We start from the raw sequence: 25,209 nt of genomic DNA, 5'->3' as shown, positions 1-25,209 counted from the left end.
TGTGGAACCCATGACCACCGAGTCCGACCAGAGCACCGCATCCGAGGACGAACAGGGTTCGTACGTGATGACCGGCGAGGAATTCGTCCGGGACACGAAGTACATCGAGACCCGCATCACCGCCGACGGCCGGGACGGCTACCCGGTCGAGGCGGGCCGCTATCGGCTCGTCGCCGCCCGCGCGTGCCCGTGGGCCAACCGGACGCTGATCGTCCGGCGGCTCCTCGGGCTCGAGGACGCCATCTCCCTCGGACTGTGCGGCCCCACGCACGACAAGAACTCGTGGACCTTCGATCTCGACCCCGGCGGAGTCGACCCGGTCCTGCAGATCCCGCGGCTCAAGGACGCCTACGAGAAGCGGATCCCCGGCTATCCCAAGGGGATCACCGTGCCCGCGATCGTCGACGTGCCGACCGGCGAGGTCGTCACCAACGACTTCCCGCAGATCACCATCGACTTCTCCCTGGAATGGACCGCCTTCCACCGGGACGGCGCACCGGAGCTCTACCCGGAACGTCTGCGCGACGAGATCGACGAGGTCAGCCACGGCGTCTACACCGAGGTCAACAACGGTGTGTACCGCTGCGGTTTCGCCGGCAGCCAGGAGGCCTACGACGCGGCCTACGATCGCTTGTTCACCAAGCTCGACGAGCTGTCGGACCGACTGTCGACGCAGCGCTACCTGGTCGGCGACACCATCACCGAGGCCGACGTGCGCCTGTTCACCACCCTGGCGCGGTTCGACGCGGTCTACCACGGTCACTTCAAGTGCAATCGCAGCAAGTTGAGCGAGATGCCGGTCCTGTGGGCCTATGCCCGCGACCTGTTCCAGACGCCCGGCTTCGGCGACACGACCGACTTCACGCAGATCAAGCAGCACTACTACATCGTGCACACCGATGTGAATCCCACCCAGATCGTGCCCAAGGGGCCGGATCTGCGTGGCTGGCTCACCGAACACCATCGTGCCGACCTCGGCGGTCGGCCGTTCGGCGACGGCACGCCACCCGGCCCCCCACGACCCGCCGAGGTCGTGCCCGCACAGGATTGGGTACCCCAGAGCGAGAGAGACCGGACATGAAAGACAAGACGACACAGGGACTGTCGACGGACAAGGGTCGCACGCCGCCGGGCAAGGCCGTCGAGGTGACCGGCGGTCTCCTGGACCGGGCGCAGCGGCTGCAGGCGCCCGCGGTGAAGAAGTACGTGGACTCGCTGCGGCGGAAGTACCCCGACGACTCCCCCGCGCAGATCATCCAGCGGCTCGAGAAGCGCTATCTGAACGCGGTCACCGGTTCCGGCGGAGCGGTCGGCGCGGCCGCCGCGGTGCCCGGAGTCGGCACGATGACCGCCTTCGGCGCGATGACCGGGGACACGGCGTTCTTCCTCGAGGCCTCGGCGCTGCTCGCGCTGTCGATCGCCGAGGTGCACGGCATCCCGGTGCACGAATCCGAACGCCGCAAGGCACTCGTCATGACCGTCGCACTGGGCGAAGAGGGCGTGCTGGCGCTCGGTCGGGTGGTCGGCACCGGCGGCGGCGCCCTGCGCAGGCTCGGCGGCGCGGCTCTGCCGTCCGGGGCGATCACCAAGCTGAACAAGACCCTGGTGAACAAACTCGTCCGCAAGTACGCGATACGCCGGGCGCCACTGATCTTCGGCAAGCTGATGCCCGCGGGGATCGGCGCGGTCATCGGCGGCGCGGGCAGCCGCGCCCTGGGCCGCAAGGTGGTACACAACGCCCGGGATGCCTTCGGACCGGCTCCCCGGGCGTGGGTCATCGACGTCGACTTCACCGAGACACCCACCCCGGATCCGCTCCCGCCCGGTTCCTGGTGATCGCGGCACCCCCACTACCCACTCCGTCCGCGCCCGCGCCCGGGTGGATTCGCCGGCTCGTCGGCGAATCGTGGCGATACCGGCGCGTCGTGGTCATCACGATGACCGTCACGCTGATCGCGGTCGGGGTCGACGTGCTCATGCCGTTGCTGACCAAGGCGGCGGTCGACCATGCGACCGGCGTCGTCGACGACGGTCTGTCCCTGCGCACCGTCATCGTCGCCCTGGTCGTCTTCGCCGTCGTGCGGTACGCGTGCCACATGGGCCGGCGGGTGTTCGCCGGGCGACTGGCCGTGAGCGTGCAGAACTCGCTCCGACTCCGACTGCTCGACACGCTGCTGCACCTCGACGGTCGCAGCCAGCACCAGATCCGCACCGGTCAGATCGTGTCCCGGTCCATCACCGACATCCAGGTGGTGCAGAGCCTGCTCGCCATGGCGCCGTTGTCCCTGGGCGCCGCGGTGCAGATGGTCGTGGCCCTGGCGATCATGGCCTACCTGTCGCCGCTCCTGACCGGCGTGGCGCTGCTGATCGTCCCGTTGATCGCCGTCGAGGTGTGGCGGACGCGACGCCGCCTGTTCGCCGCGACGTGGTCGGCCCAGCAGTCGGCCGCCGACGTCGCCCAGCACGTCGAGGAGACCGTCACCGGCGTACGGGTCGTGAAGGGCTTCGGGCAGGAGGACCGTGCCGTCGACGACCTCATCACCCGCTGCCGGACGGTGTTCGCGCGACGGCTGCGCGCCGCGCGGATCAACTCGCGGTTCGCCCCGACGCTCGCCGCGATCCCGCAGCTGGGCATGGTCGGGGTGATCGTGGTGGGTGGTTATCTCACGATGACCGGCGCGATCACCGCCGGCACCTTCCTCGCGTTCAGCACCTATGTCGCCACGATGACGGGTATCGCCCGGTTGCTGACGAACCTCATCGTCAACGCGCAACTAGCGCGCGCGGCGGTCGAACGCGTCTACGACGTCATCGACCATCCCCACGACCCGGGCGACGCCGCGACCGGCTCACTTCCCGACGGCCCCCTGGGCGTCGAACTGGCCGGGGTGGGATTCGCCCATCACACGCACGACGCCGACGACCCGCCCGCGGTGCTGTCCGGGATCGACCTCCGGATCGAACCGGGCGAATGCGTGGCGATCGTGGGTCCCCCCGGCTCCGGGAAGTCGACCGTCGCCGACCTGGTCAGCCGGTTCGAACGACCCGACACCGGGACCATCTCCCTGCTCGGCGAGGGCACCGGAGCCGACGCGGACCGCCCCCGGTACCGGATCGACGACCTGGCGCCCGAGGCCCTGCACCGCGCCCTGGCCGTGGTCTTCGACGAGCCGTTCCTGTTCTCGGACACCATCACCGCCAACATCGCGGTGGGCCCGGCCGCGACCGCACCCGATGTCGCCGACCGGGTCCGGGTGGCGGCCGCCGCCGCCGACGCCGCCGAGTTCATCGACGCACTGCCCGACGGTTACGACACCGTCATCGGCGAGCGCGGGCTCACCCTGTCGGGCGGTCAGCGCCAGCGCATCGCGCTGGCGCGGGCGCTCTTCGCCGATCCCCGCATCCTCGTCCTCGACGACGCGACATCCGCGGTCGACGCGACCACCGAGTCCCGTATCCTGGGCGGGTTGCGCACCCGGCGCGCCACGATGCTGGTGCTCGCCCACCGCCGGTCGACGCTCGTCCTCGCCGACCGCGTCGCCGTGCTCGACGACGGCCGGATCACGGCACTGGGCACCCTCGCCGAGCTCGAGGCCACATCACCGCGGTTCCGCGAGCTGATGTCGAGCACGGCGCTCCCCGACGGCACACCCGGTGAGGCCGCGGTGGTCGACACCGCGCCGCCGCTGCGCGGACCGACCGCGACCGACATCGAGAACCTTTGGCCGACAGTCGAATCCGAGTCCGGCGGCGTCGCAGCCCGAACCTCGCCCGCGGCCGGGGCGGGCTCCCGGACCGGTCGCGGGGGGGGCGTCGCCAGCGCACTGGGTTCCATGCCGGCCACCCCCGAACTCCAGGCGTCCGTGGACGCCCTCCCACCGGCGGTGGAGCGTCCCGAGGTCGACGTCGACGCCGCTCGGCGCGAGAACCCGGTCTTCACCCTGCGCGGCCTCCTCGCGCCGGTTCGGTGGCTGCTCGCCGCCGCACTGCTCGCCATCGCGGTCGACACCCTCGTCGGTCTGGCCTTCCCGAGCATCGCGCGGGCGGTCATCGACGCGACGGGGCACACCGAGCGGTCGACCCTGCTGTGGGCCGCGCTCGGCGGCGGCGCGCTGGTCGCGGTCGGCTGGGTCGCCGCGAAGTCGATGACCATCACCTCGACCCGGGCCGGCGAACGTGTGCTGTTCGGCCTTCGCATCCGCAGCTACGCCCACATCCAGCGACTCGGACTCGACTACTACGAGCGCGAGCTGTCGGGGCGGATCATGACGCGCATGACGACCGACATCGACGCGTTGTCGACGTTCCTGCAGACGGGGCTCACCTCGGCGATCGTGGCTGTCCTGACCCTGGTCGGCGTCGGGGTCGCACTGTTGGTCACCGGTCCTGTCCTCGGGCTGCTGGTGATACCCGTCTTCCCGCTGCTGATCGGCGCGACGATCGTCTTCCGGCGTGTGGCGAGTCGCGCATACACCCGCTCGCGCGAACTGATCAGCGTCGTCAACGCCGACTTCCAGGAGAACATCGCCGGCATAAAGACCACCCAGACCTACCTGCGCACCGACAGCGCCCAGACGCGGTTCGCGCAGCGGTCGGCGGAATGGGTCGAGGCGCGGATGGTGTCGCAGCGCGCGATCGCCGCCTACTTCCCGCTCATCCAGCTCATGTCGGACGTCGCCACCGCGATCGCGCTCGGGGTCGGCGCCGGTCAGGTGGCCTCGGGGTCGCTCTCGGCCGGCACACTGGTCGCCTTTGTGCTCTACCTGACGATGCTCTTCGGTCCGGTCCAGCAGCTGTCGCAGGTGTTCGACGGCTACCAGCAGGCGGCGGTGGGTCTCCGGCGGATCGGCGACCTGCTGCGCACGCCGAGTTCGTTGCGTACCTCGGCGCGGGCCGAGTCCCCGCCGGACACCGGATTCGACGGCGTCGTCGACTTCGAGCGGGTGGGCTTCCGCTATCAGGGCTCCTCGACGGACGCGCTGGCCGGCGTCGACCTGCACATCCCGGCCGGGTCGTCGCTGGCACTCGTCGGCCGGACCGGCGCCGGGAAGTCCACGATCGTCAAGCTCCTGGCCCGCTTCTACGACCCGACCACCGGCCGCGTCGTCGTCGACGGCACCGACATCGGCGACTACGACCTCGCCGGATACCGCAGGCGACTCGGTCTGGTCCCGCAGGAGCCGCACCTGTTCACCGGCACGGTCGCCGAGAACATCGCCTACGGCCGGCCCGGTGCCGATCGGGCCGCGATCGTCGACGCCGCGGCCGCGGTCGGCGCGCTGCGCATGATCGCCGCCCTCCCCGGCCGGATGAATCATCCGATCGGCGAGCGCGGACAGGGACTGAGTTCGGGGCAGCGCCAGCTCATCGCGCTGGCGCGGGCCGAGCTCGTCGAACCCGATCTGCTCCTGCTCGACGAGGCGACCGCGACCCTCGACCAGGCGACCGAGGCCCAGGTGCTCGCCGCCGGCCGCGCGGTGACCCGGCACCGCACCTCGGTGATCGTCGCGCATCGGCTGGCGACCGCCGCCCGCGCCGATGCCATCGCCGTGGTCGACGGCGGGCGGATCGTCGAGCTCGGAACACACGACGAGTTGCTCGCGTTGGGAGAGAGGTACCGCGGCTTCTGGGATGCCGGTGTCGATCCCGACGAGCCGGCGGTGCCCGACAACGATCCACCCGCTCCGACCAGCGCACGGACCGCCGCCACGACGGTCACGCGGGCCACCTCGGACCTGACTCCGTAGTAACAGGTCGGTCAGCGCGAGCGAGTCGACGACGCGTAGCATCGTCAGGTGGTTCACCGATAGTCTCCACAAGAGACGACGCGTGGCAGAGAACCCGGCACCTTCAGGGAATTGAGGCGAGATACCGCTGTGAGCAGCAGTTCGATTTCAGACTTCGGACAGAACACGTGGCTGGTCGAGGAAATGTACCAGCAGTACAAAGAAGACCCGAACTCGGTCGACCCGAGTTGGCACGAACTACTGAAGAACTACGAGCCCGGCGACAACGGCGGCTCCGCCGCGCCCGCCTCCCCGCCCTCGAATTCCGCAAAGCGCTCCGCCACAACGACTTCCACCACCTCCTCGTCCTCGAGTTCATCGACCAACGGGTCCGCGCGCAGCGCGTCCGCACCGGCCGCGGAGGCCGCACCGCGCAAGCAGGTCACCCTGGATCAGACGCCCGCCCGCACCGCGCCGCGCAAGCCCGCCCCCGCCAAGGAGTCCACCGCGACGAAGGCCGCATCGGGCCACAGCGTCGCCAGTCGCGACGGTTCGGCGCGATCGCAGCCCAAGCCCACCAAGCCGGAAGCAGGCAAGGCGAGCGCGTCCGAAGGCCAGAAGTCCGAGAACGCCGATGGCAACAAGGTGCTGCGCGGTCCCGCCGCGGCCATCGCGAAGAACATGGCGCTGTCGTTGGAGATCCCGACGGCCACCAGCGTCCGGGCCGTGCCCGCCAAGGCGATGATCGACAACCGGATCGTCGTCAACAACCACCTCGCGCGTACCCGCGGCGGCAAGATCAGCTTCACCCACATCCTGGGTTACGCGATCGTTCAGGCCATCAAGGCGTTCCCGAACATGAACCGGCACTTCGCCGAGATCGACGGGAAGCCCAACGTCGTCACGCCCGCACACACCAACCTGGGTCTGGCCATCGACCTGGTCGGCAAGGACGGCAACCGCACGCTGGTCGTCGCTGCGATCAAGCAGTGCGAGACGATGGGTTTCGCCGAGTTCTACACCGCCTACCAGGACATCGTCCGCCGGGCCCGTGACGGCAAGCTCGGCGCCGACGACTTCTCCGGGGTCACCATCTCGCTGACCAACCCGGGCACCATCGGCACCGTGCACTCGGTCCCCCGCCTGATGAAGGGCCAGGGCGCCATCATCGGTGCCGGCGCGATGGAGTACCCGGCCGAGTTCCAGGGCGCGAGCGAGGAGCAGATCGCCGAGCTCGGCGTCGGCAAGCTCATGACCCTCACGTCGACCTACGATCACCGGATCATCCAGGGCGCGGAGTCGGGCGACTTCCTGCGCACGATCCACGAACTCCTGATCGACGACGCGTTCTACGACGAGATCTTCACCGCGTTCCACGTGCCGTACGAGCCGATCCGCTGGCGTCGCGACCTGCCCGCGGGCCTCGTCGACAAGAGCACCCGGGTCCTGGAGCTGATCGCGGCCTACCGCAGCCGCGGCCACCTGATGGCCGACATCGATCCGCTCATGATGGACAGCGACGCACGCAGCAGCCATCCGGACCTCGACATCCAGAACTACGGCCTGACCCTCTGGGATCTCGACCGCAGCTTCAAGGTCGGCGGGTTCCACGGCCAGGAGAAGATGAAGCTGCGGGACGTGCTGTCGATCCTGCGTGACGCGTACTGCCGGCACGTCGGTGTCGAGTACACCCACATCCTCGAACCCGAGCAGCAGAAGTGGCTGCAGGAACGGGTCGAGATCAAGCACGTCAAGCCGCCGGTCGGCGAGCAGAAGTACATCCTGAGCAAGCTCAACGCCGCCGAGGCGTTCGAGACGTTCCTGCAGACCAAGTACGTCGGGCAGAAGCGCTTCTCGCTCGAGGGCGCCGAGTCGGTCATCCCGATGATGGACGCGGTGATCGACCAGAGCGCCGAGCACAACCTCTCCGAGGTCGTCATCGGCATGCCGCACCGTGGCCGCCTGAACGTGCTCGCCAACATCGTCGGCAAGCCGTACTCGAAGATCTTCACGGAGTTCGAGGGCAACCTGAACCCGTCGCAGGCGCACGGGTCGGGCGACGTGAAGTACCACCTCGGTGCCGAGGGCAAGTACTACCAGATGTTCGGCGACAACGAGATCAACGTGTCGCTCACGGCCAACCCGAGCCACCTCGAGGCCGTCGACCCGGTTCTCGAGGGTCTGGTGCGCGCCAAGCAGGACCTCATGGACGACGACGATCGGTTCCCGATCCTGCCGCTCATGCTGCACGGCGACGCCGCGTTCGCCGGTCAGGGCGTGGTCGCCGAGACGCTCAACATGGCGATGCTGCCCGGCTACCGCACCGGCGGCACCGTGCACATCGTGGTGAACAACCAGGTCGGCTTCACCACCGCACCCGAGCACTCCCGGTCGACCGAATACTGCACCGACGTGGCGAAGATGATCGGTGCGCCGATCTTCCACGTCAACAGCGATGACCCCGAGGCCTGTGTCTGGGCCGCCAAGCTCGCCGTGGACTACCGCCAGGCCTACAACAAGGACGTCGTCATCGACCTCGTGTGCTTCCGCCGCCGCGGACACAACGAGGGCGACGACCCGTCGATGACGCAGCCGGCGATGTACGAGGTGATCGACACCAAGCGCGGCGTCCGCAAGAGCTACACCGAAGCCCTGATCGGCCGCGGTGACATCTCGACCAAGGAGGCCGAGGACGCGCTGCGCGACTACCAGGGTCAGCTCGAGCGCGTCTTCAACGAGGTCAAGGAACTCGAGAAGTTCAGCGTCGAGCCGTCGCCGTCCGTCGAGTCCGACCAGACACTGCCGACGAAGCTGGTGACCGCGGTCGACAGCACGACGCTCGAGCTGATCGGCGACGCCTTCGTCAACGTGCCCGACGGCTTCACCCCGCACCCCCGCGTGAAGCCGGTCCTGGAGCGTCGTGCCGAGGCCGCACGCAAGGGCAACATCGATTGGGCGTTCGCCGAGTTGCTGGCGTTCGGGTCGCTGGTCATGGAGGGGCGCACAGTGCGTCTGTCCGGCCAGGATTCGCGTCGCGGTACCTTCACCCAGCGTCACTCGGTGCTCATCGACCGCAGCTCCGGCTCGGAGTACACCCCGCTCAACCATCTGCAGCCCGCCGACGAGGAGAGCAACGGCGGCCGGTTCATGGTCTACGACTCCCCGCTCTCGGAGTTCGCGGTCGTCGGCTTCGAATACGGCTACTCGGTCGGCAACCCGGACGCGCTCGTGGTCTGGGAAGCGCAGTTCGGCGACTTCGTCAACGGCGCGCAGTCCATCATCGACGAGTTCATCTCGTCGGGTGAGGCCAAGTGGGGCCAGCTCTCCGACGTCGTGCTGCTGCTGCCGCACGGTCACGAGGGGCAGGGACCCGACCACACCTCGGGCCGCATCGAGCGCTTCCTGCAGCTGTGTGCCGAGGGTTCGATGACGGTGGCCCTGCCGTCGACGCCGGCGAGCTACTTCCACCTGTTGCGCCGCCACGTCCTCGACGGCATCAGCCGCCCGCTGATCGTCTTCACCCCGAAGTCGATGCTGCGCAACAAGGCCGCGGTGAGCCCGGTCGAGGACTTCACCGACGACAAGTTCCGCTCGGTGATCGACGACCCGCACTTCGAGAAGGCCGACGCCGGGAGCGGAGCGAGCGGGTCGAATGACTCGAGCGCCGACCGCAGCAAGGTCAAGCGCGTCCTGCTGGTGAGCGGCAAGCTCTACTACGAGCTGGCCGCCCGCCGCGACAAGGAGAAGCGCGAGGACATCGCCGTCGTGCGCATCGAGCAGCTCTACCCGGTTCCGCACCGCCGGCTCCGCAAGACGCTCGAGCAGTACGGTAACGCGAGCGAATTCCGTTGGGTTCAGGAAGAACCCGCCAACCAGGGCCCGTGGCCGTTCCTCGGCCTCTGGTTGCCCGAGGTGCTGCCGGACGTGCTCGGCGGACTGCGCCGGGTGTCGCGCCGTGCGATGTCCGCGCCGTCCTCGGGATCGAGCAAGGTCCACGCGGTCGAGCAGCAGGAGATCCTCGACGAGGCGTTCGGCGAGTAGGACGACCGTCGCACCGCGGCCACCAGCCCTTCGGGGTTGGTGGCCGCGGTCGTCGGTGCCGTCATCTCAGCCGGGATTCGCAGATGTCGGCCGCGGCGGCGACGGACTTGTCCGGGGACGTCATCCTTCGCGCGAATGCAGCGGCCGCCGAACGGGTCTCGGCGGCGAGTACGGTTCGCAGGCCCGCGTGTGCATCCTCGTCGGTGAACGTCGACAGCCGGACGGTCGCCCCCACACCGAGCGCCCGGACCCGCTCGCCCCAGAAGGGCTGATCGGCGGTGACCGCGCAGACGAGGGTCGGGAGTCCGGCCCGCAGGCCGGCCGCGGTGGTCCCGGCGCCGCCGTGATGGACCGCGGCGACACACCGCGGTAGCACCGACGCGTGGTCGACGCCGGCGGTGTGGAAGACATCGGGGTCGTCGGGGTCGATGCCGGTCGCTTCTCCCATGGCGATGAGGCACCGCACCCCGTGCGCACGCGCAGCGGTACGCCAGCGTGCGACCAGCGTGTGCGGGTCGAGGATCGGCATGCTGCCGAAGGTGAGGAACAGCGGCGGCTCGCCGGCGTCCAGCCACTCGGCGAGTTCGGTTGTGTCCGCGCCGATCTCGGCGATGCCGGGCCGGCTCGACGCCGGGAGGTCGAAGAAACCGACAAGGGGTCTGCGGTCGTCCCACTCGGCGGCGAGACCCGGCACCATCTCCGCGTCGTAGGCCTGGATCTGCGGGGTTCGGTCGGCGACCAGACGCCACGGCAGCGGCCCTCGGCTCGGGCGGAGTCCGATCCGGCGCCGGAAGCGGTTCTCGTTCCAACCGGTCGCGGCCCAGGTCAGCCGGTCGGCGACGCGCCAGGACCGGCGCTTGGCGGCCGGTGACCATCGTTCGGTGAGGCCGGGCACGGCACCGATGAGTCCATTCTCCGACATCGGGCCGTATCGCAGCACGGTCAGCGGGACGCCCAGGTGTTCGGCCACAGCGATCACGCGGTCCTGGCACAGTGGCGCGGCGACGAGGAGACCGGTGCCGTGCAGCGGCGCCGACTCCGGGACGAACAGACGCTCGAGGTCGGCGTCGAGGGCGTCGAATCCGCCTCGGACGGTGCGCAGCGCGAATGCGATCCGCGCCAGCGGGTTACGACTCGAGCGCGCCGACCGCGCGCCATCCGACGACCATGCCGCATCGGAGTCGAGGCCGATCTCGTGGACGTCCCCGACCCCGGTGGCCCGCGCGAGGCCGGAGAGGTTCGGCGGGACGAGGACGCTGACGCGATGGCCGCGCGCCTGCAGTTCGAGGGCCAGACAGACCCCCGGCTGGATGTCGCCCCGACTGCCGTACAGGACGATCGAGATGTGGTGCGCCGTCACCAGAACCGGTGCCCGACCCGCCAGGCGGTCAGCTCGTCGGCGATCAGGGTGCGCAACCGCCCGGCGTCGCCGAAGTGGTCGGGGTCGATGCCGAAGAAGGTGAGGGTGACCGTGTCGCCGTAGGTGACCGCCCAGGCGGCGATCGCCGGACCGCGTACCCGCCGCTCCTGCGCGGGCATGCCCTGCATGACCGCTCGGATGGCGAACCGGGACGCGGTGCGGCCGCCGATGCGCAACGCCGACTCCGGGGTCGTCCCCAGGTTCGACACGGTCGTGTCGGGTCCCGGGATCGCGCGCATCAGCCGGCCGATGAGTCGCCGCGGCAACATGCGAACGATCGGCTGGAGGTTGTCGGCTGCCTGATCGCCACCGGACTCGGCGTACTCGACGAAGGCCCGCTTGCTCGACGACCGGATGGTGGTGAGGTCGGAGCCCGGTTCGACGGGATCGGCGATCCGGACCCACACCCCGCCCGATGCGTTGGCGCGGTGGTCGTCGTCGCCGTCTCTCGTGCTGACCGCGATGCACACCGTCATCGGGCCGTCGAGCGGACGACCCGAACGGTGCACGATCCCGGCCAGGAGCGCAGTGAACAACGAGTTTCCGGTGCCGCCGTGTTCCGCGGCGCGCGCGGCCCACTCGGTCGCCGAGACGTCGACTGTCGCCAGCGTCGTGTCCGGGTCGGACCCTGGTGGGACCCGCCTCGGGGTTGTTCGTGCGGACCGCGGATCGGCCTGGTCGTCGCCGGAGCGGGCAGACCGCGCCGCCCGGGCCTCGCGGAGCAGAATCCCCACGGATCGCGCGGCGGCCCGTATCGACAGCGCGGCGTCGGCGGCATCGGCGCGCACGGCGTCCCAGGAGCGTCCGCTGCCGGTCGTGGGAAGGCTCGCGGTCCGCCCTGCCGCCGCGTCGGCCACCAGCCGGTACAGACCGTGGCCGTCGGTGATCATGTGGGAGGCGAGCAACGACACCGCACGGCCGCCGCCGGTGATCCGCGCCGAGTCGAGCTGCCATCCGGACCCGTGCACGGGATCGAGACGACTCGCGCGGAGCACCGAATCGGCCCATTCCCCGACCCTGTCGGCGTCGACGACCGCCACCCGCCCGGCCTGCGCCGGATGCGGCGACCGAACCCAGCGGTGGCGGGCGAACGGGACCCGACGACGGGACACGGCACGGTGCAGCGGTCCGGCCGCGAGGCCGGCCCGCAGCGAGTCGATCGCCTCATCCCCCGGATCGTCGTCGAAGACCCACGTGATCTGGATCGGGGCACCCATCCCGAACAGTTCCGCCACGAGCAGATAGGACTCGTCGGGGCCCGTCACGCGAAGCACCTGGGCGGGTGGGATGTCGGTCACCGTTGCAGTCATGTGTTCTCCTCGGTATCACCGGGTTCGATGGGTCACCAGATCTCGTGGGGCAGCCCCCACGCCGTCAGTTCACGGTCGAGCAGGTCCGCGACGACGGCGTCGGAGGAGAAACTGGTCTCGTCGCAGCCCAGCACGGTGAAGGTCACCTGGTCCCGCGTGCGGACGAGCCACGACTGGACCCCGTCGCCGAATCGCTGTCCCGCCGAGGCGTCGACGCCCTGCGCCATTCCGCGGAAGGCGATCTTGCGCGCCGGCCTGCCCCCCAGCACCGTCGCCGCGGGCGGCACGTCACCGAGGTTGGAGATCACCGCGTCGGGAATCCCGTTGCCGGCGCTGACGATCTTGACGATCACGGCCGGCGGCAGGAACCAGGCCAGCGGTCGCAGATGGATGTGCGGGGCCCGCCGGCCCTCGGACAGGCGGACGAAGGCCGCCTTGCACGCGGACCTGATGCCGCCGAGGTCGCCGCCGGCGACCGGCTCGTCGGTCAGGTACACCGACACGCCCGCGATCGGATTGGACCTGGTGTCCGCCTCGCTCTCGCGACGGTCCACCGGAACCCCGACCTTGATCGGATTCGGCAGCGGTGCATGGCCACTCGAGCGCAACAGGCCGCTGACCACGGCGATGAACAGGGTGTTGGCGGTGCCGTCGTGTTCGGCGGCGACCCGGTCGAAGTCCGCCGCCGGCACGGTTGCGGTGGCCCAGGTGAACTCGGCGGCGGGCGACCGTTCGGCGATCGGGGGCCGGGCCGGGCGCGGGTCGGGTTCGGGGCCGCCGGCCTTGCGCTGTTCGAGTGCCGCCCGGGCGAGTCCGGCGACGACCGCCACGACCTGCGACCCGGCATCCACGACATCGCCGGCCCGCCGGCGACGCCACGACACCGACGGGAGGGTCGGCTCGTCGGCCGCCGCGGCCCCGGGACCGGACGCGGGGTCGAGCGGCACCGCCGAGGCCTCGGCGGCCTCGGTTGCGGCCGCGAGCATGCCACGACCGTCGGTGACCACGTGCAGGGCGCACAGGGAGACCACGGTGCCGCCGTCCGCGGTGGGGACCGACCGCAATCGCCAGCACCGCCCACCTTCGGCATCGAGAGGAACAGCGGACATCTCGGCGGTCGCCCACTCGTCGATCTCCGTCTCCGACACCGGCTGGCTGTCGGCTGCCAGTCCGGGTGCGTCGGGCGCGTCGACCCAGCGCGGACGCGCCCCGCGGACATCCGGCACGACGAGCATGCGGTTCAGCCGACCGCGCGCCAGTGCCGCGTTCATCGCGGTGAGTGCCTCGATCGAGACCTCCTCGTCGAACACCCAGACCAGCTGGAGCACGACCGACCAGCCGAGTGCCGGTGTGACGAACCAGAACGGGGCGTCTTCCGAGGTCAGCCGGTCGCCCCGGATCGCCGACCCCTCGGCGCGTACGCGTGTCGCGAGGCCACGCACGCCCCGCTCTGCCCCGGCCGCCCGCTCGCCCTCGGGTCGTCCTCCCGCGTGCGACTGCATCGTCGTCATACGTCCACCTTCGTTCCGCTACGCGTCTGCGGTCCCCGCGAACACGGTTCCCTCGTGCATGAGCTTGTCACCGAACTCTCGACCGCGTGCACGGCGTCCACCAGCGCCGCGTCCTCGCTCACCAGGACCGTCGTCAGTCGCGCGGCCCGATCGGCGACCGCGGGGTCGAGCATCGCCGCGACGGCATCGCACAGCCGATCCACGTCCAGGTCACGTCCCACACGGGCCATCGGCATCGACACGCCGACACCCAGCCGTTCGAGTTCGGCACCCCAGAACGGCTGATCCGCGCCGTACCAGCAGATCACCGACGGCCGGCCGGCGCGCAGCACGGCCGCGGTGGTCCCGGCGCCCCCGTGGTGGACCACGACCGCGCACCGGCCGAAGACCGTGCGGTGGTCGACCTGGGTCTCGACCCGCACCGCGTCGGACTCCACACCGCTGCGCACCTCGGCGCCCAGTTCGGACCAGCCGGCACAGACCAGAACCCGACGACCGAGCCGGCGGCCGAGCTCTGCGACGGCGCGCAGGATGCTCTCCTCTCCCCGCAACGGCATGCTGCCGAAACCCACGTAGACCGGGGCGTCGCCGGCGTCGAGCCAGGACGCGAGTGCGTCGGAGCCGGTGACCGGACAGTCCACGGGCAACCCGAGAAACCCCACCGTCGGTCGCGGGCGAGCCGTCGAGTCGGCGACCCACAACCGATCGTGCGGTCCGGACCGGTCGTCGGGCACTCCGAACAACGGGTCGTAGGCCTGCAACTCCCGACCCGCCGCCGCCCGCAGTCGAGCGGAGTAGGGCTCTGACGTCCCGGTCGAACCCAGTGCGGCGCGGAGGCGACGCTCCCGTCGCCTGGTGAGCAGCCCGAAAACGGCGTCGTAGGCGACCCATTGCGCGCGGACGGCACGGGGGCCGCCCGGAAGCCGGCCGGGAACAGGGCCGACCCGGTGGTTGCGGCGTACGGGGGCGTGGTGGATCGACACCAACGGGACACCGGCCGATTCGGCGAAGGCGAGCGCGGGCTGCTCGGTGATCAACCCGGTCACGATGACGTCCGCTCCGTCGACGACCGCTGCCATGTCGGTGACGAGGTGGTCCCATCCGGCGTTTCGCAGCGACAGCAGGACGCGCAGACGTCGCAGCGGGTGACGCCCAGCCTGAGCGCGGGCCCGTGCCACCATCTCGAGGTGGGCACGCGTGTCCTGGCCGAGCGGCACGACCTCCGGCCGCACGGCGCCGTCCGCCCAGGTCCGGGCGGACCGGACCATGTTGGGCGGCACCGCGAGACGCACATCGTGGCCACGGAGTGCGAGCGCCCTCGCCAGCACCGATGCCGGTTGGACGTCCCCGCGGGTTCCGTTGATGACGAACGAGATCCTCATGACACCGTCCCGGTGATCCGCGTCTCGGGCCGCGCGCCGCGGCGACCGGTCGTGTTTAGAATCGGTCGCCCATCCGACCACACCGACACGCGAGGGGTTCGACGTTGAGGTTCGTGATCGCGGTCAACGGCAGCCGCGGCGATGTCCAGCCGGCCGTCGCCCTCGCCGCCGAACTCCTGGGACGCGGCCACGGGGTGACCCTCGCCGCGCCACCCGATCTGGTCGGATTCGGCAGCGGCGCAGGCATTCCCACCGAGGCCTACGGTGCGAGCACGCGCGACCTGCTGGCCTCGGATCTGGTACGCGAGGACATGCGGTCCAAGAACCCGCGCACCCGGTTGCGCGCGGTGTCGGCCATGTCGGTGCGCGGCGGCCGAGTGATGCAGCAACGCCTGCTCGAACTCGCCGACGGGGCGGATGCGCTCGTCGCGAGCAGCGCGGGTCAGGAACGCGCCCACAATGTCTCGGCGGTCCTCGGGATCCCCCACATCCCGCTGCACTACTGCCCCATTCGACGCAACGGCTCGGTGTCCCTGCTCGCCCACCTCGGCATCGATGCGCCGGCGGCGATCAATGACCTGAGCTGGCGGGTCGCCGAGCGAGCCCTCTGGCTCGCCACCCGCTCGGCCGAGAACACCCTGCGATCCGACCTGGGGTTGTCCCCCCTGGCCCGCCCCTACGCCGAACTCATCTCCCGCACCGGGGTTCCCGAGATCCAGGCCTATGATCCGGCCCTCTTCGAGAGCCTCACGACGCAGTGGGGCCGGCGTCGGCCGCTGGTCGGATTCTTCACTCTCGCCGCACCGCAACGAGCCGGGGTGGGTGATGCCGGACTCGATGACGAGTCGGGACCGGGAAGCCTCGCCGACTGGCTCGACGCCGGCGACGCCCCGGTGTACGTCGGCTTCGGCAGCATGTTGCCGGCCGACCCCGACGGCCTGGCCGACGCATTCCGAACCGCGGCGCGGCGGCTCGGGATCAGGTTGCTGGTGTCGGGCGGTTGGAGCGGTTTCATGTCGAGCGAATCCGTCTCGGACGCATCGATATCCGGGGACGCCGTGCGCGTGGTCGGGCACGTCGATCACGACGCCGTACTGCCGCGGTGCCGTGCCGCGGTCCATCACGGCGGCGCCGGGTCGGTGGCGGCGGGCCTGCGCGCCGGACTGCCCACCCTGGTCACCTGGGTCGGAGCCGATCAGCCGATCTGGGGACGGGCCCTGAGCAGCGCGCGGGTGGGCGCCACGTTGCCGATGGCGCGAGTGACCGCGGAGTCGCTGACCCGGACACTCGACCGAATCCTGGACGCGGACACGCGTGGGCGATCCGCCCATCTCCGCGACCGGCTCGTACCCCCTGCCGAGGCCATACGGTCGGCGGCCGACATCGTCGAACAGACGGTCTCGACGCCGGCCACGCGTCGGCGCGCCGGCTGATCCCGGGGCGGGCGGACTCCCGCGATCACGGCAGGACACGATCGGAACCACCGCCCCGCAGCAGGTTTCGCGGATCGATCCGACCCGTCCGGGAGTCATAGGACCGCAGCACGACGAGACGCATCGCGTGCGCGACCGCGATCGCGGGCACATAGACCGCCGCCGCGCCGGCTGCCAGCCCGAAGCGCCGATGCAGCAGGAACGTTCGCGGGAGGAAGCTCATGTAGTGGACGAACGGCACCATGCCGGTCTCCATCCGACGCGGCGACACCCCGACGGTCAGCGCGCGGAGAAAGGCGTTGCGCCCGCCCGCGTCACTCACGCAGAGCCCCATGTCCACGTCTTCGAAGATGTTCCGGCGCGTGCTGACCAGGTCCCGGATCGCCGCCCAGGTCGTGCGCCGCAGCACCATGTTCGAGCCGTAGAGCACCGGCACTTCGGTCACGGGCTTCTCGCGCCGCAACCGGTTCAGCGGGTGCAGGCGGGTCTTCCACCGGTCGAATCGTCCGGCCAGGGGCACGTCGTAGGCCTCCCCTCGCCCGCACAGTGCCGCCCAGTCCTCCCCGACGTCGGCGGCGAAGAACTCCACGATCGTGCTCGCCCAGTCCGGAGGCACCCGGGTGTCGGCGTCGATGCGGGCGACGAGATCTCCCGTCGCGGCATCGAGTCCGGAGTTCCGCGCGTACACCAGCCCCTGTCGGGCCTCGTCGATCACGCGGATCCACGGGTGAGTCGAACGCCAGGCGTCGATCACCGCACGGCTGCCGTCGGTCGAATTGTTGTCCACCACCACGATCTCGGTGATCCGGTCGGACTGTGCCGCCAACCGGGCGAGACACTCGCCGATCGTGTCCTCCTCGTTGTAGACCGGTACCACCACCGAGAAGGTGATCGGCGTGCTCATGGTGTCTGCTCCTCGCGCTGATCGATCGGTCATCGGCGCGGACACTCAGGTCCGCCGCATGTAGGTCCGCAGGGTCACCGGCACCACCACGGCGAGGACAGCCGCCGCGCCGAGAAGCGTGTAGACGATGTCGGTCCCCACGTTCTCGCCGGCGGCCAGTCCGCGCGCCGCCGTCACGAGATGTGAGACCGGGTTCGCCGACGCACAGGCCTGCATCCACCCGGGCATGGTGTCGACCGGGACGAGCGCGTTGGAGACGAAGGTGATCGGCATCAGCACGAGCATCGAGACACCCTGGACGGTCGACGCCTTGTCGAGCAGCACGCCGAGAAGCGCGAAGATCCAGCTCAACGAGAAAGCCACCACCACGATCAGGACGCACGCGACCGCGACACCCACAGGGCTCGCCGGCCGGTATCCCATGATCACCCCGACGCACACCGTGATGGCCGAGGCGACCACGTAGCGCAGGGTGTTCGCCATCAGCGCGCCGGCCAGTGGTGCGATGCGCGCGATCGGCAGCGACTTGAACCGGTCGAAGACCCCGCGATCGAGGTCCTCGCGCAACTGGACGCCGGTGACCACCGACGCCGCGACACACACCTGGACCAGTACCCCGGGGATCAGCAGCGGGAGATATCCCACGACGTTCCCGGCGATCGCCCCGCCGAAGATCGAGGAGAACATGACCGTGAACACGATGGGCAGGACGATGACGTCGAACAGCTGCTGCGGATTGTGTTTGATCTTCAGCAGACCCCGGTGCGTCATCGTGAGGGACTGCATCACCGCCGCGGTCGGCCGGACCCGGTCGGGGGGCTCGGGCGCGGGCTCGGCGGCAAGCGAGTTCGTGTGCAGCGAACCGGTGCTCATGCCCGCACTCCCGTCGAATCGATCTCCGCTGCAGCCGGTGCGGTTCGGGTGGGGTCGCCTCCGTCGGTCAGCGCGAAGAACACCTCGTCGAGGGTCGGCCGGACCACGTTGACCGACGTGAGTGCGAGCCCACGGGCGCGGAGAGCACCGAGGATGTCGGCGAGCGGGTCGATGTCGGCCATCGGCAGCACGAGGACCCCCTCGCGGCGAGCGATCGTCGGCTCCCCGCTCGAGGTGAACGGCGCACACACCTGGGCCGCCGCCGTCAGATCGTCGGCGTCGGCGAGCTCGAGTCGCACACTCATGTCGCCGACGCCGGCCTTCAGGTCGTCCGCCGTCCCGTCGGCGACCACCCGGCCCCGATCCATGACCGCGATGTGATCGGCGAGTTCATCGGCCTCGTCGAGATATTGGGTGGTGAGCAGGACGGTCGATCCGCGCGCCACCATGTCGCGCACCGTCTGCCACATCTGTGCCCGCGTGCGGGGGTCGAGCCCGGTGGTGGGCTCGTCGAGGAAGAGCAGGCGCGGACGTGTGATCAGCGACGCCGCGAGGTCGAGGCGACGGCGCATACCGCCGGAGAAGTGCCCCACGCGCCGGGTCGCGACCGTGCCGAGACCGAACTCGTCCAGCAGTTCGTCGGCCCGGATGCGTGCCCGGCGGCGCGACGAGCCGATCAGTCGGCCGAAGATCATCAGGTTCTCGCGGGCGGTGAGATCCTCGTCGACGGACGCGTATTGGCCGGTGACCCCGATGAGCGACCGGACCGCCGTCGCCTCCGCGACGACATCGTGCCCGAAGATGCGGGCGTCGCCGGAGTCCGGGCGCAGCAGCGTCGCCAGCATGCGCACGGTGGTGGTCTTACCCGCGCCGTTGGTTCCCAGCAGCGCGAAGACGCCACCGGCGGGTACGACGAGATCGACCGCGTCGACGGCCCGTGCGCCGCCGAATTCCTTGGTCAGACCGCGGGCCTCGATGGCCGGGACGGTCGTGGACATGGCACCCCCGATGCGTGTGGTCGACTTCGGCCCCACGGTAGGTGAGCGTTCCGGGTGCCGCAACGGCACCGATCACGATATCCGGCGCTGCCCGACAACGTTTTTCGTCGACATGGCGTCTGACTACGCATTCCTGGGTGCAGCGACCCGGGCACGGCGGCGGCTTGTCATCAGTTCTTTACATGAACGCAATCAGACTCGGCACCGACCTCATGGAGCAACGGCCGTTCAGCGAAACATGAAGTTACACAATTCACTTCCCTGATTCTTCGGCCCGGATCGTCGACGCCGACACTGCCCCTCGGTGATGAACGTCACGCGCCCGTGCCACTGCACGCGCCCGTCGCATGCACTTAGGCTCGCTACAGACACAGGCGGTGTCGACACGGCGCTCGGTCCCGGAGAGTTCCTCCGGAAGGCGTCGTCCGGGGCCGCGCGCATGCATCGTGGTATGCGCGATTCCTGTTGTCACAGATCAGAACTCATGGGCCGGGGGGCCATGCCGAGAACGGCATGGCATGGTGTCGCGGCCCGGGAACGGATGACCGACGCAATGGACCACCGCGCATGAAGTTCACCGAGCTGTCCGACTACCCCGTACCTGCCGGGACGGTGACGATCTGGACGCCGACCACACATACGGATCCCTCGGGCTGGCAACCGGATCCACGCCCGTTCACCTACGATCAGTCGGCGTCGATACAGCGATCGGCCAACGGCGCCTCGGACGAACACTCCTGGCTGGGAGCGATTTTCGAGATCGAGAACGATCTGGACGTCGAACGCTTCGACACCTGCCTGCGCCGGTGGCTCACGCGCCACGAAGCGCTTCACTCGACGTCCGACCCGACGAGCGCCGATGCGCGTCGCACCTACCGCGGCGCCCATCTCGGCGTCGATGCCGAGGTCGCCGGTGACTTCGACTCGGGGGACGATGTCCGCGAGTTCCTCATCGAGACCTTCGACGCCGGACTCGCGCCGACACGCTGGCCGCACTGCCTCGTGACCACCATCGAGTCGTCGCGCGGCGTCACCGTCGCCTTCGCCGCCGACCACGTGATCATGGATGCGTACTCGATCCTGTTGAGCATGACCGAGATCCGTCGCCTGTACACCTCGTCCCGGATGGGCACGTCCACCGAGATGACCGCTGTCGGAAGTCATCTCGACTTCAGCGTCCACGACCGGGCGGTGGGGCTCGGCATGACCGCCGAGCATCCGGCCGTCACGCGATGGCGCACATTCCTGGACGACTCCGCGAACGCCCCGGGAATCGGCCTCCCGCTGGTCCGCCCACACCTGCAGACGCGGGACCGGGCGCGCACACCGCGGCAGCGCGGAATCTCCGAATACGTGGCAACCGACCGCCTGGCGACTTTCGTGAGCTCCGCGGCCCGAGCAGGCGGACACGGAACGCAGACGGCCGTGTTCGCCGCCCTCGCGGTCGCCCTGCGCACCCTCACCGGCCGCGACACGCTACGACTGACCATGCCGATGCATACACGATCGGAGGCCCGGTACGCGGGATCGGTGGGCTGGTATGTCGGGCTGGCTCCGCTCGAGATCGACCTCTCCGGCGCGGGCACCTTCGACGACGCCCTGGCCGCCACGGCGTCCGCGATCGACGCGGTCCGGCACCTGCCGTCGTTCCCCTACCAGCGCGTCGTCGAATTGCTGGGCGTCGGAGGAGAACCGGAGTTCGTCGTGTCGTATCTGGACATCCGTCACGTCGCCGGGGCGGACGAGTGGGATGCGGCCAGGGCGCAGATCCTGCGCGGCGGGTCGCGATCGGACCGGGAGGTCTACCTCTGGATCGCACGGGTGCCCGGCGGGATCACGGTGTCCGCACGACACCCCGGCCACGATCCGGCGGACGCGAGCATCCGTGACCTCATCACGACCTACTCGTCGATCCTGCAGGCGCTCGCGACCGAGGGCACCGCCCTGCCCCTGTCCTCCTACACCTGCGCGCCCTTCGCCGGCCCCGCCGCGATGGACGACGCCCGACCCGCATGATCGAGGAGGAAACCCGATGAGAATCACGGCGATGGGCAACTGGCGGCCGCAACCTGGAACAGCCGTGCGCTTCGATCCGACCGAGGTCTGCCGCGAAGCCGCCGCGAGCGCGGTCGTCCACGCGGCACCCGTCACCTTCCTGGCCGAGAACCACGTGCGCGGTGCAGCGGTCGCCCGGGCCACGGGGCGCACGCATCGCGGATACCTGGGATCGGGCACCGAGATCGACGGCGACCTCGACACCGCGGCGCTGGGCACCGCCCTGACTCTCTTCGTACAGCGTCACGAGGTGCTGCGCACGTGGTTCGAATGCCGCGACGGGGACGTCACCGCCCACCTCGTCGATCCCGCCGCCGTCGAATTCGAGGGGCACGTCGACCGCCGACTGGAGACGGCCGACGATGTGCACCCGTACCTCATCGACCGGTTCGACCGCGAGACCTCCAGCGACGCCTTTCCCGGATTCGCCTTCGGAGCCATCAGCCGGCCCGGCGGTTTCGCCCTCTTCCTGGCGTGCGATCACGCCCTCTCCGACGGCGCGTCACAGGCCCTGGCGCTCGACGAGATCGCGCAGATCTATGCGGAACTGGTCGGAGGCGACGAGCCCGATCATGCGGTGCCCGGCGAGCCGGCTCCGGCCGCCGGGGGTTACTTCACCTACGCCGCGGCCGAGGCGGAGTCGACCGCGCAGCATCTGGCGGGTTCCCCCCAGACCCGGGCCTGGCAGGACATCTTCCGCAGGCACGACCTGCAGATGCCGCGGTTCCCCCTCGACCTGGGCCTGGCTCCGGGCGACACCGCACAGGTGACCGGTGTCGAGGTCTCGCTCCTCGACGGCGCCGGAATCACCGCCTTCGACGCCGCGTGCCGAGCAGCGGGCGGCCGTTTCATCGACGGCATCTACGCGGCCATCGCGATCACCGACCGAGAGCTGGCCGGCGCCGACGAGTACTACGGCATGACGGTGTTCAACACCCGCGCCGCTCTCGACGGGTATGCCACGTCGCAGGGGTGGTTCTGCACCTTCGCGCCGGTGGCGTTCGCCCTGGCCGGAGCGTCGACCTTCGCCGAGCTGATCCCGGCGGCCCACACGGCCCGCAGGCACGCGCGCGACCTCGCGACGGTGCCGGTGGCGGCCGCGCTCGCCGCCATCGCCGCCGCGGGCGCCACCCCGGATGCGATCATCACCGCCCCGAACCTCCTCTCCTACATCGATTTCCGATGGTTCCCCGGTGCGTCGCGGGAGGCCTTCCGGCGCGGTGCGCTGTTCACCGGGGAGGGCCGGACGGCCAACGCGTCGGCGTGGATCAACCGCGACCATGACGAGCTCTACCTGGGCAGCCAGATCCCGGGCACCCCGTTCGCGGAGTCCGTGGCGCGCCCCTACTACGACCATCTGCGCGCGGTCATCGCCGACATCGCGCGCGCCGGCGACCGGCAGATCCGTGGGCCGGCGGCGACATCAGGGCCATCCGACCCGGCCGCGGCCACGGCCCTGCGCAGAGGAGCGTGAGGACGAGTGCACGTCACCACCATCGATCGCTACTGCCCGCCTGCGGGCGAGTTGTTGTCCTGGTCCGTGGACACCTCGACCGCCCGGTCCGAGATCTCCGATGTCCCACCGTCGTTCAACCAGACCGTGCACCTGGCCTCGGCCGGTGAGTCGAGCACCTGGCTGGCCGCCGCGTTCACCGTCCGCGGCCGGGTGGACCGCGCGGCGCTCGGGTCCGCCTACCACGCTCTCGTCGCGCGACACGGCACCCTGCGGTCGTCGTTCTCGGCCGGTCCGGAGGGGGTCCGGCGGCATTCCCACGACCCGGACGACCTCGTACTCCGCGCCGACACCGTGATCCACACGACCTCCGACACCGTTCTGCGCGAACGGCTTCGCGACACGCTCGATCGTGCGTGTCACCCCTTCGGCCATCCCGCGTACCTGTTCGCCGCGATCGACCGCGCCGACGCGTCGACGATCATCTGCGGCTTCGACCACTGCCACGTGGATGCCTACTCGATCTCCATCGTGATCGACGACCTGCATCGCCTGTATGAGGGATATCGCTGCCACGGAGCATCTTTCGATCCCGCGGAGACCGCGATGAGCGGGAGCTTCGTCGACTTCTGCGCCGCCGAGTCACAGGCGTCCACGGTCGCACCGACCGATCCCCGGATGCGCGCCTGGCTCCGCTTCTTCGACGACCGGGACGGCGCCCTGCCCACCTTTCCCCTGGACCTCGGGGTCGAACCCGGCGCCGTCGCGGCACAGGCCACCGAGGTGCGCACGCTGCTCGGGCCGGCGGCGACGGAGCTGTTCGCCGAGCTGTGCCGACGCAACGGCGCCAGCGTGTTCGGCGGAACCCTGGCCGCGATGGCCGACGCGGTCCGCCGCTGCGGCGGCGGACCCGAACTGCCGCTGCTGTTCCCGATGCACACACGTCGGGAAGAGAAGTGGCGCACTGCCATCGGGTGGTTCACCACCAATGCACCACTACGGGTCGTGAGCACCGGTGACCTGATCGAGACGATCCGGCGCACCGGGCCCGAGCTGCGCCGGGCCGTGACGCTCGGCGAAGTACCCGTTCCGCAGGTCATCGAGGCGATGGGCGGACTGCGCCGCACCCGGTCGGACATCTTCATGGTGTCCTACGTCGACTACCGGCTGCTCCCCGGCGCGGACCGCCATCGGGTCATCGACGCCCACCACATCTCGAACGCGACCACCGCCGACGATGCGCAGTTCTGGATCTCGCGCACCGGCGACGGGCTGGCGCTGCGCGCCCGGCACCCCGACACGCTGACCGCCCACCGCACCATCCGCGCGTTCACCGACGAACTGATCCGGACCTTGCGCACCGGCGTCGACCTCGCGGACGCCGACGGCATCGAACCCGGCGGCGGGTCCGACACCGCGCGGGTCGTCGGCCTCTGAACCCCTACCCGATGGTCGCCGCCGCGAGGGCCGGCAGCGCGGCGGTGATCAGGGCGAGCAGTTCGTCCCGGGTGATCGTCCCGGCATCGGGCGTCTCGGCGGTGAGCCAGCGGATCGTCGTCTCCTCGACGAAGGCGATCCAGCCGTGCACGCTCATCACCACGACCGGGGTCACCTCGACCCCGAAAACCGGCGCGTGGTCGAGCACCCGGGCGACCATCACCTCTCGGGTCCGGTCGAAGACCTCCCGCATCGCCGCGTCGGAGCTGGAGGCACCACGGATCAACGCGGTGTAGGCGGTGCGGTTCTCGCTCACGTAGTCGACGAACGCGGCCATCGAGGCCGAGAGGATCGCTATCGGATCGCCCAGGGACGCATCGGGCTCGGTGCGGGCGAGCATCCGGTCCGCCTGCGCCTGCGCGATCGCGACGTGGAACTCCTGCTTCGAGGCGAAGTAGTGGAACAGCAGCGCCCGGGACACCCCGGCGGCATCGGCAATCGCATCGATGGTGATCTCCTCGAGCGGCCGGTCCCCGACCATGGCGAGGCCGTATTCGATCAGCTGGTCGCGTCGCGCCTCGGGACTCATCCGCGTGCGCTTGTGCGGGGTGCGCCGGTCACCGCCCTGGGCGTCGATCGACTTGTCGTTGATCCCCCTGTCGTTGA

Annotated in this window: 16 protein-coding genes; 8 read left to right on the top strand and 8 right to left on the bottom strand. The window is 70.1% G+C overall.

The genetic code is table 11. The features are described from left to right. The first annotated feature begins 10 nt into the window (after window positions 1-10). The 4 genes from BCM27_RS09875 to BCM27_RS09860 all read left to right on the top strand — a co-directional run bounded on the left by BCM27_RS09875 (window position 11) and on the right by BCM27_RS09860 (window position 9,767). Entirely contained in the window at window positions 11-1,081 is a 1,071-nt protein-coding gene (locus tag BCM27_RS09875) for a glutathione S-transferase family protein (protein WP_004021140.1), read from the top strand. Further along, a complete protein-coding gene (locus tag BCM27_RS09870) occupies window positions 1,078-1,836 on the top strand; it encodes a hypothetical protein (RefSeq protein ID WP_004021141.1) in 759 nt (252 codons plus the stop codon). The genes BCM27_RS09875 and BCM27_RS09870 overlap by 4 nt, the downstream gene beginning before the upstream one ends. Beyond that, window positions 1,830-5,747 (top strand): ABC transporter ATP-binding protein, encoded by a 3,918-nt coding sequence (locus BCM27_RS09865; protein WP_051987084.1) that lies wholly within the window; start codon window positions 1,830-1,832, stop codon window positions 5,745-5,747. The genes BCM27_RS09870 and BCM27_RS09865 overlap by 7 nt, the downstream gene beginning before the upstream one ends. Window positions 5,748-5,930: 183 nt before the next feature. After that, window positions 5,931-9,767: a multifunctional oxoglutarate decarboxylase/oxoglutarate dehydrogenase thiamine pyrophosphate-binding subunit/dihydrolipoyllysine-residue succinyltransferase subunit gene (locus BCM27_RS09860; RefSeq protein ID WP_051987083.1), complete on the top strand. Its 3,837-nt coding sequence runs from the start codon at window positions 5,931-5,933 to the stop codon at window positions 9,765-9,767. A gap of 61 nt (window positions 9,768-9,828) precedes the next feature. Here BCM27_RS09860 and BCM27_RS09855 read toward each other — a convergent pair whose 3' ends face one another. The 4 genes from BCM27_RS09855 to BCM27_RS09840 are packed head-to-tail and all read right to left on the bottom strand — an operon-like array spanning window position 9,829 to window position 15,390. Continuing rightward, window positions 9,829-11,127 (bottom strand): glycosyltransferase, encoded by a 1,299-nt coding sequence (locus tag BCM27_RS09855; protein WP_004021144.1) that lies wholly within the window; start codon window positions 11,125-11,127, stop codon window positions 9,829-9,831. Continuing rightward, window positions 11,124-12,497: a hypothetical protein gene (locus BCM27_RS09850; RefSeq protein WP_004021145.1), complete on the bottom strand. Its 1,374-nt coding sequence runs from the start codon at window positions 12,495-12,497 to the stop codon at window positions 11,124-11,126. Before BCM27_RS09850 ends, BCM27_RS09855 begins: the two co-directional genes overlap by 4 nt. 32 nt (window positions 12,498-12,529) lie before the next feature. Then, entirely contained in the window at window positions 12,530-14,008 is a 1,479-nt protein-coding gene (locus tag BCM27_RS09845; RefSeq protein WP_004021146.1) for a hypothetical protein, read from the bottom strand. Continuing rightward, window positions 14,005-15,390, bottom strand: coding sequence for a glycosyltransferase (locus BCM27_RS09840; RefSeq protein ID WP_004021147.1), 1,386 nt, complete (start codon window positions 15,388-15,390; stop codon window positions 14,005-14,007). The genes BCM27_RS09845 and BCM27_RS09840 overlap by 4 nt, the downstream gene beginning before the upstream one ends. A gap of 113 nt (window positions 15,391-15,503) precedes the next feature. Between BCM27_RS09840 and BCM27_RS09835 the strand changes: the two genes are divergently transcribed. Continuing rightward, window positions 15,504-16,823 (top strand): glycosyltransferase, encoded by a 1,320-nt coding sequence (locus BCM27_RS09835; protein ID WP_239450697.1) that lies wholly within the window; start codon window positions 15,504-15,506, stop codon window positions 16,821-16,823. 25 nt (window positions 16,824-16,848) lie between these two features. On the opposite strand, the gene BCM27_RS09830 is transcribed toward BCM27_RS09835, so the two are convergent. The 3 genes from BCM27_RS09830 to BCM27_RS09820 are packed head-to-tail and all read right to left on the bottom strand — an operon-like array spanning window position 16,849 to window position 19,598. Continuing rightward, entirely contained in the window at window positions 16,849-17,727 is an 879-nt protein-coding gene (locus BCM27_RS09830) for a glycosyltransferase family 2 protein (protein ID WP_004021149.1), read from the bottom strand. A 45-nt stretch (window positions 17,728-17,772) separates the two neighbouring features. Continuing rightward, window positions 17,773-18,600: an ABC transporter permease gene (locus BCM27_RS09825; RefSeq protein ID WP_004021150.1), complete on the bottom strand. Its 828-nt coding sequence runs from the start codon at window positions 18,598-18,600 to the stop codon at window positions 17,773-17,775. Further along, window positions 18,597-19,598: a daunorubicin resistance protein DrrA family ABC transporter ATP-binding protein gene (locus tag BCM27_RS09820; protein ID WP_004021151.1), complete on the bottom strand. Its 1,002-nt coding sequence runs from the start codon at window positions 19,596-19,598 to the stop codon at window positions 18,597-18,599. The genes BCM27_RS09825 and BCM27_RS09820 overlap by 4 nt, the downstream gene beginning before the upstream one ends. Window positions 19,599-20,165: 567 nt before the next feature. Here BCM27_RS09820 and BCM27_RS09815 point away from each other — a divergent pair. The 3 genes from BCM27_RS09815 to BCM27_RS09805 are packed head-to-tail and all read left to right on the top strand — an operon-like array spanning window position 20,166 to window position 24,543. Continuing rightward, a complete protein-coding gene (locus tag BCM27_RS09815) occupies window positions 20,166-21,614 on the top strand; it encodes a condensation domain-containing protein (RefSeq protein ID WP_004021152.1) in 1,449 nt (482 codons plus the stop codon). Between the two features lie 16 nt (window positions 21,615-21,630). Beyond that, complete coding sequence (locus BCM27_RS09810; RefSeq protein WP_004021153.1) at window positions 21,631-23,127, top strand: condensation domain-containing protein; 1,497 nt, start codon at window positions 21,631-21,633, stop codon at window positions 23,125-23,127. Window positions 23,128-23,133: 6 nt separating this feature from the next. Then, complete coding sequence (locus tag BCM27_RS09805; protein ID WP_033205439.1) at window positions 23,134-24,543, top strand: condensation domain-containing protein; 1,410 nt, start codon at window positions 23,134-23,136, stop codon at window positions 24,541-24,543. A 4-nt stretch (window positions 24,544-24,547) separates the two neighbouring features. Here the strand turns inward: BCM27_RS09805 and BCM27_RS09800 are convergent, their stop codons facing one another. After that, on the bottom strand, window positions 24,548-25,132 hold the full coding sequence (locus tag BCM27_RS09800) for a TetR/AcrR family transcriptional regulator (protein WP_231896026.1): 585 nt from the start codon (window positions 25,130-25,132) through the stop codon (window positions 24,548-24,550). Window positions 25,133-25,209 lie beyond the last annotated feature (77 nt).

It is taken from the genome of Gordonia terrae, from assembly GCF_001698225.1.
Lineage (GTDB): Bacteria > Actinomycetota > Actinomycetes > Mycobacteriales > Mycobacteriaceae > Gordonia > Gordonia terrae.
Note: the sequence above shows the minus strand (reverse complement) of the source record. Positions and strands in the feature narration are given on the sequence as shown.

Excerpts from the sequence above, each read along its gene's own strand:
- BCM27_RS09800 (WP_231896026.1), bottom strand. The coding sequence starts at position 25,132 with ATGAGTCCCGAGGCGCGACGCGACCAGCTGATCGAATACGGCCTCGCC.
- BCM27_RS09860 (WP_051987083.1), top strand. The coding sequence starts at position 5,931 with ATGTACCAGCAGTACAAAGAAGACCCGAACTCGGTCGACCCGAGTTGG.
- BCM27_RS09820 (WP_004021151.1), bottom strand. The coding sequence starts at position 19,598 with ATGTCCACGACCGTCCCGGCCATCGAGGCCCGCGGTCTGACCAAGGAA.
- BCM27_RS09845 (WP_004021146.1), bottom strand. The coding sequence starts at position 14,008 with ATGACGACGATGCAGTCGCACGCGGGAGGACGACCCGAGGGCGAGCGG.
- BCM27_RS09870 (WP_004021141.1), top strand. The coding sequence starts at position 1,078 with ATGAAAGACAAGACGACACAGGGACTGTCGACGGACAAGGGTCGCACG.
- BCM27_RS09825 (WP_004021150.1), bottom strand. The coding sequence starts at position 18,600 with ATGAGCACCGGTTCGCTGCACACGAACTCGCTTGCCGCCGAGCCCGCG.
- BCM27_RS09850 (WP_004021145.1), bottom strand. The coding sequence starts at position 12,497 with ATGACTGCAACGGTGACCGACATCCCACCCGCCCAGGTGCTTCGCGTG.
- BCM27_RS09815 (WP_004021152.1), top strand. The coding sequence starts at position 20,166 with ATGAAGTTCACCGAGCTGTCCGACTACCCCGTACCTGCCGGGACGGTG.
- BCM27_RS09830 (WP_004021149.1), bottom strand. The coding sequence starts at position 17,727 with ATGAGCACGCCGATCACCTTCTCGGTGGTGGTACCGGTCTACAACGAG.
- BCM27_RS09810 (WP_004021153.1), top strand. The coding sequence starts at position 21,631 with ATGAGAATCACGGCGATGGGCAACTGGCGGCCGCAACCTGGAACAGCC.
- BCM27_RS09875 (WP_004021140.1), top strand. The coding sequence starts at position 11 with ATGACCACCGAGTCCGACCAGAGCACCGCATCCGAGGACGAACAGGGT.
- BCM27_RS09840 (WP_004021147.1), bottom strand. The coding sequence starts at position 15,390 with ATGAGGATCTCGTTCGTCATCAACGGAACCCGCGGGGACGTCCAACCG.